This is a genomic window from Streptomyces nanshensis, from assembly GCF_001751255.1.
GTDB classification, from domain to species: Bacteria; Actinomycetota; Actinomycetes; order Streptomycetales; family Streptomycetaceae; genus Streptomyces; species Streptomyces nanshensis_A.
Genome location: NZ_LJGW01000341.1, coordinates 18,497 through 23,063 on the forward strand (window position 1 = coordinate 18,497; position 4,567 = coordinate 23,063).

Consider the following 4,567-nt stretch of genomic DNA (forward strand, 5'->3'; position numbering starts at 1 on the left):
CGACGGCTCCGAGGACGGGGACGCGGACGAGAACGGGGACGCGGGCGAAGGCGGGGACGGCGGTGCCGCGCTGGCCTGCCTCCAGTCCGCCAATCACGAGGTGGGCACCGAGCAGCCGGTGGCCGAAGTGGCCGCGGTGTGCGCGGACGCGGGTGTGCCGCTGCTCGTGGACGCCGCGCAGTCCCTGGCCTGGGGGCGGCCGGGCGAGGGCTGGTCGCTGCTGGCGGGCAGCGCGCACAAGTGGGGCGGCCCGCCGGGCGTGGGGCTGCTCGCCGTACGCAAGGGCGTCCGGTTCGCTCCCGTCGGGCCGGTGGACGAGCGGGAGTCGGGGCGTTCCGCGGGCTTCGAGAACATTCCGGCGATCGTGGCCGCGGCGGCTTCGCTGCGTGCCGTACGTGCCGAAGCGGACGCCGCGGCGGCCCGGTTGCGCGGTCTGGTCGACCGGGTACGGGTGCGCGTTCCCGAACTCGTCCCGGACGTCGAGGTCGTGGGCGATCCGGTGCGGCGGCTGCCGAACCTGGTGACCTTCTCCTGTCTGTACGTCGACGGGGAGGCGCTGCTGCACGCGCTGGACCGGCAGGGCTTCTCGGTCTCCTCCGGTTCGTCGTGCACGTCGAGCACGCTGACGCCGAGCCATGTGCTGCGGGCGATGGGCGTGCTCTCGGAGGGCAACATCCGGCTGTCGCTGCCGCCGTGGGGAGCGCCGTCGGCGGAGGAGGACGTGGAGCGCTTCCTCGCGGTGCTGCCGGAGGCGGTACGCGAGGTGCGGGGTCAACTGGACGCGCCCGGCGGCCCGTCGGGCGCACCGGCGGCCCCCGCGAAAGGGGAAACGGAAGCAGAGGCGGACGCGGACGTCACCGTCGACGCGCTCGGTTCGCTCTGCCCGCTGCCGGTCATCGAACTCGCCAAGGTCATCGGCGACGTACCGGTGGGCGGCGTGGTCAGGGTCCTCGCGGACGACGAGGCCGCACGCGCGGACATCCCCGCCTGGTGCGAGATGCGCGGCCAGGAGTATCTGGGCGCGGACGGCACCGAGTTCAGGGTGCGACGGCGCAACTGACCGCGTACGGCGGCCCGTTCACGTACGGCAGCCGCCCGGGCACGGGTCCCGGACACGGCAGCGGGCGGCGGCGCGGCCCTCGCCGCATCCGCCGCCCGCCGGACGTCCTGTGAGCGCCGAGCCCCCGAGCCCGCCTCCGCGTAACCCCTTCGGCAGGGCCCGCGTCGGCAGGGCATCGGTTCAACTCACCGCTTCAGCGCGTCAGTTCAGGTGCGCGACGACCTCGGCCGCCGCCTCCTCGCCATACTGCTTGGTGAAGCGGTCCATGAAGTGGGCCCGCTCCAGCTCGTACTCCTGGGTGCCGACCGTCTCGATGACGAGGGTCGCCAGCATGCAGCCCACCTGCGCGGCGCGCTCCAGGTCCACGCCCCAGGCGAGCCCGGAGAGGAAGCCCGCGCGGAAGGCGTCGCCGACGCCCGTGGGGTCGGCCTTGGCCTTCTCCTGCGGTACGCCGACCACGATGGGCTCCTCGCCCTCGCGCTCGATGCGGACGCCCTTCGCGCCCAGCGTGACCACACGGGTGCCGACCTTGGCGAGGATCTCCTTGTCGCTCCAGCCGGTCTTGGTCTCGATGAGTTCCTTCTCGTACTCGTTGGAGAAGAGGAACGTGGCGCCCTCCATGAGGGTGCGGATGTCCGCGCCCTCCATGCGCGCGATCTGCTGCGAGAAGTCCGCGGCGAAGGGGATGCCGCGCTTGCGGCATTCCTCGGTGTGCCGGGTCATCGCCTCGGGGTCGTCGGCGCTGACACAGACGAGGTCGAGGCCGCCGACGCGCTCCGCGACGGTCTGGAGCTCGATCTGCCGGGCCTCGCTCATGGCGCCGGTGTAGAAGGACCCGATCTGGTTGTGGGCCTCGTCCGTGGTGCACACGAACCGGGCGGTGTGCCGCAGTTCGGAGATGTGGACGGACTCGGTGTCCACTCCGTGCCGGTCGAGCCAGGCGCGGTACTCCTCGAAGTCCTCGCCCGCGGCGCCGACCAGGATCGGGTTCGCTCCCAACTGCCCCATGCCGAAGGCGATGTTGGCGCCCACGCCGCCGCGCCTGATCTCAAGCGAGTCGACGAGGAAGGAGAGCGAGACGGTGTGGAGCTGATCGGCGACGAGCTGGTCGGCGAAGCGACCAGGGAACGTCATCAGATGGTCATTCGCGATGGAGCCGGTGACTGCGATACGCACGGCGAAATCTGCTCCTGTCGGAGGACGCGGTCGGATGGCACCATCACGCTACCTGCTCCCTGCACGGAACCGAACAGGACGTAACTACCTGATAGTAGGGCCTTCCAGGCGCCTCACCTGCTGCGTAGCGTCGGTCCCATGCGTAACCCGACGCGGCTCACGGCCGCCGAACCCGAGTCGATGGACCAGCTCCTGGGCGACTGCGCCCGCATGGCGCCGCACTGGAGGGTCACCGGGTACGAGGGGCTCGTCGCCTCCGCGGGCGCGGGCCTCGGGCCCGGTCCGCGGGCCTCGTACGAGAAGTTGAGCGGGGTGCGGATTCCGGCCGCCTCGGCGCGCGTCGCGGAGGGCATGTCCGAGTACGGCGTGTGGTGAACGCTGCACGGTGAGCCCCGCGCGGTGAACAGCGTTTGTGGGAAGCGCGGGTCGTGAACACCGGGCCGCGGGGCGGCGCATGGCGAACCGCCGCGCGCCACCGTGAGATTCGCGGGCGCTCTTCGCGGCACACCGGGAACCTTCCCGGCCCCCGCTCCGTCACAGATGTGTCCGGCGCTCTCCTCCCGCGGGCAGGAGCGTGAGGAGAGGCGAGGGACGCAGGAGCGAAGGAGCATCGCCGTGAGCACCGAACCGTCCCCCACCCACGGTGGGGAGCCCCTTCCCGCCGGCGAGCGGCCCGCCCGGCAGCGCCGGCCCCGGCTGCCCGTGATCGCGGTGGCCGCCGCCGTCCTGGTGGCCGGCGGTGGCGGCGCGTGGTGGGCCTCGACGGCGTACGACGGCGGCTCCGGCACGGCGGGCGACGCCTCGCAGCCGCCTCCGCTCACGCTCGACGGCCTCGCGGCGAACGGGCACGGGGGCGACGGCGACGAGGGCACCGAGGACGGCGGACGTCCGGGCATCGCCCCCGGCGAACCGCACCCGCAGGTCTACAAGGCGAACACGAAGCTGCCGGAGGGTCCCGGCTCCGCCCCCGTCTACCGCAGTCCGGCCTCCGTCTCGCGCAGCACCGTCTCCGCGCTGGCCGAGGCCCTCGACGTACAGGGCACGCCGCGCAAGCAGCACGACCGCTGGGTCGTCGGCGAGGACGGCAAGTCCGCGGACGACGCCGCGCTCACCGTCAACAACGGGCGCCTCGCGGGCAATTGGACGTACCAGTCCGGCGACTGGCCGGTGATGCCCTGCGGCAAGCCGCTGCCGACCGTGCCGCGCGGCGACCTCGTACCGCCGGACCACGGCGACGCACCGCGCGCCTGCCCGGGCATGCCGGACTCGGGCAAGGGCGGCGACGCCGTGTCGGAGAAGAAGGCGAAGAGCTCCGTCCAACGGCTGCTGAAGACGCTGAAGTTGACCGACGCGACGCTCGACGCGGGCGTGACGACGGGCTCTTCGCGCATGGTCACCGCCACCCCGAAGATCGCCGGCATGCCCGCGAAGGACTGGAACAGCACCTTCACCGTGGACGACGACGGCAAGGTCGTACGGGGACACGGCAACCTCGGCGCGCTGCGGAAGGGCGCCACCTACCCGGTGCTGTCGGCGGAGCAGACGCTGAAGCAGCTCAACAAGCAGGGCGCGGCGCACGCGGTGCGCGAGCCCCGGGCGTACGAGGGCGAGGGAGCACGGGCGTCGAAGGACGCACCGGGCACCGTGGCCCCGCGCAAGGCCCTGAAGGTGACCGGTGCCGAGTTCGGGCTCGTGACGCGGTACACGAGCGGCAAGCCCGTGCTCGTACCGTCGTGGATCTACCGGGTGGAGCTGGGCGGCGGGCAGAGCGCCGACGTGGCGCACCCCGCGGTCGAACCGGAGTACCTCAAACCGGCACGGCCCGCGCCCACCGGGCCCGGCGGCGGCTCGGACTCGGGTACGGGCTCGGGCTCCGGCTCCGGCTCGGACACGACGCAGCAGCCCGGCTCCCCCGGCACCGGTGCCGCCCAGGCGGTCAACTCCTATGCGGCGGACGGCCGCACCGTGAAGCTGACCTTCTGGGGCGGCGTCTGCGGCGGCTACAAGGCGAGCGCAGAGGAGTCCGGGAAGACGGTGAAGATCTCCGTACGCCCGAAGGATCCGGACCCGAAGCGGGTGTGCGTGAAGATGGCGAAGCGCATGACGCTCGAGGTCGAACTGGACAAGGCGCTCGGCGACCGGAAGGTCGTGGACGCCGCCGACGGAGAAGCACTTCCGGAGAAGTGAACCGCCGCGCGGCGGGTAGACATAGCGACAACGGCAACACGACAGACGAGACCTGGGAGCACGGGGGCGGAAACGACGAAGGCGGCGGACCCCTGGTGGGGGGAGTCCGCCGCCTTCGTCCTGTTCAGGCCCGGGACCTCGCCG

The 4,567-nt window shown here is 72.6% G+C and carries 3 protein-coding genes and 1 pseudogene; 3 read left to right on the forward strand and 1 reads right to left on the reverse strand.

The window, feature by feature from the left end:
- Positions 1-1,060, forward strand: a pseudogene (locus tag AN218_RS20345) (aminotransferase class V-fold PLP-dependent enzyme); the annotation flags it as partial.
- A 201-nt stretch (positions 1,061-1,261) separates the two neighbouring features.
- Here AN218_RS20345 and AN218_RS20350 read toward each other — a convergent pair.
- Positions 1,262-2,236, reverse strand: a complete 975-nt coding sequence (locus AN218_RS20350; protein ID WP_070018331.1) for a carbohydrate kinase family protein — start codon at positions 2,234-2,236, stop codon at positions 1,262-1,264.
- 138 nt (positions 2,237-2,374) lie between these two features.
- Here AN218_RS20350 and AN218_RS20355 point away from each other — a divergent pair, with 138 nt between their 5' ends.
- The gene (locus AN218_RS20355; RefSeq protein ID WP_070018332.1) at positions 2,375-2,611 is read left to right on the forward strand and encodes a hypothetical protein; all 237 of its coding nucleotides are present in this window, start codon (positions 2,375-2,377) and stop codon (positions 2,609-2,611) included.
- 240 nt (positions 2,612-2,851) lie between these two features.
- Entirely contained in the window at positions 2,852-4,423 is a 1,572-nt protein-coding gene (locus AN218_RS36865) for a hypothetical protein (RefSeq protein WP_070018333.1), read from the forward strand.
- The last annotated feature ends 144 nt before the right edge of the window (positions 4,424-4,567 follow it).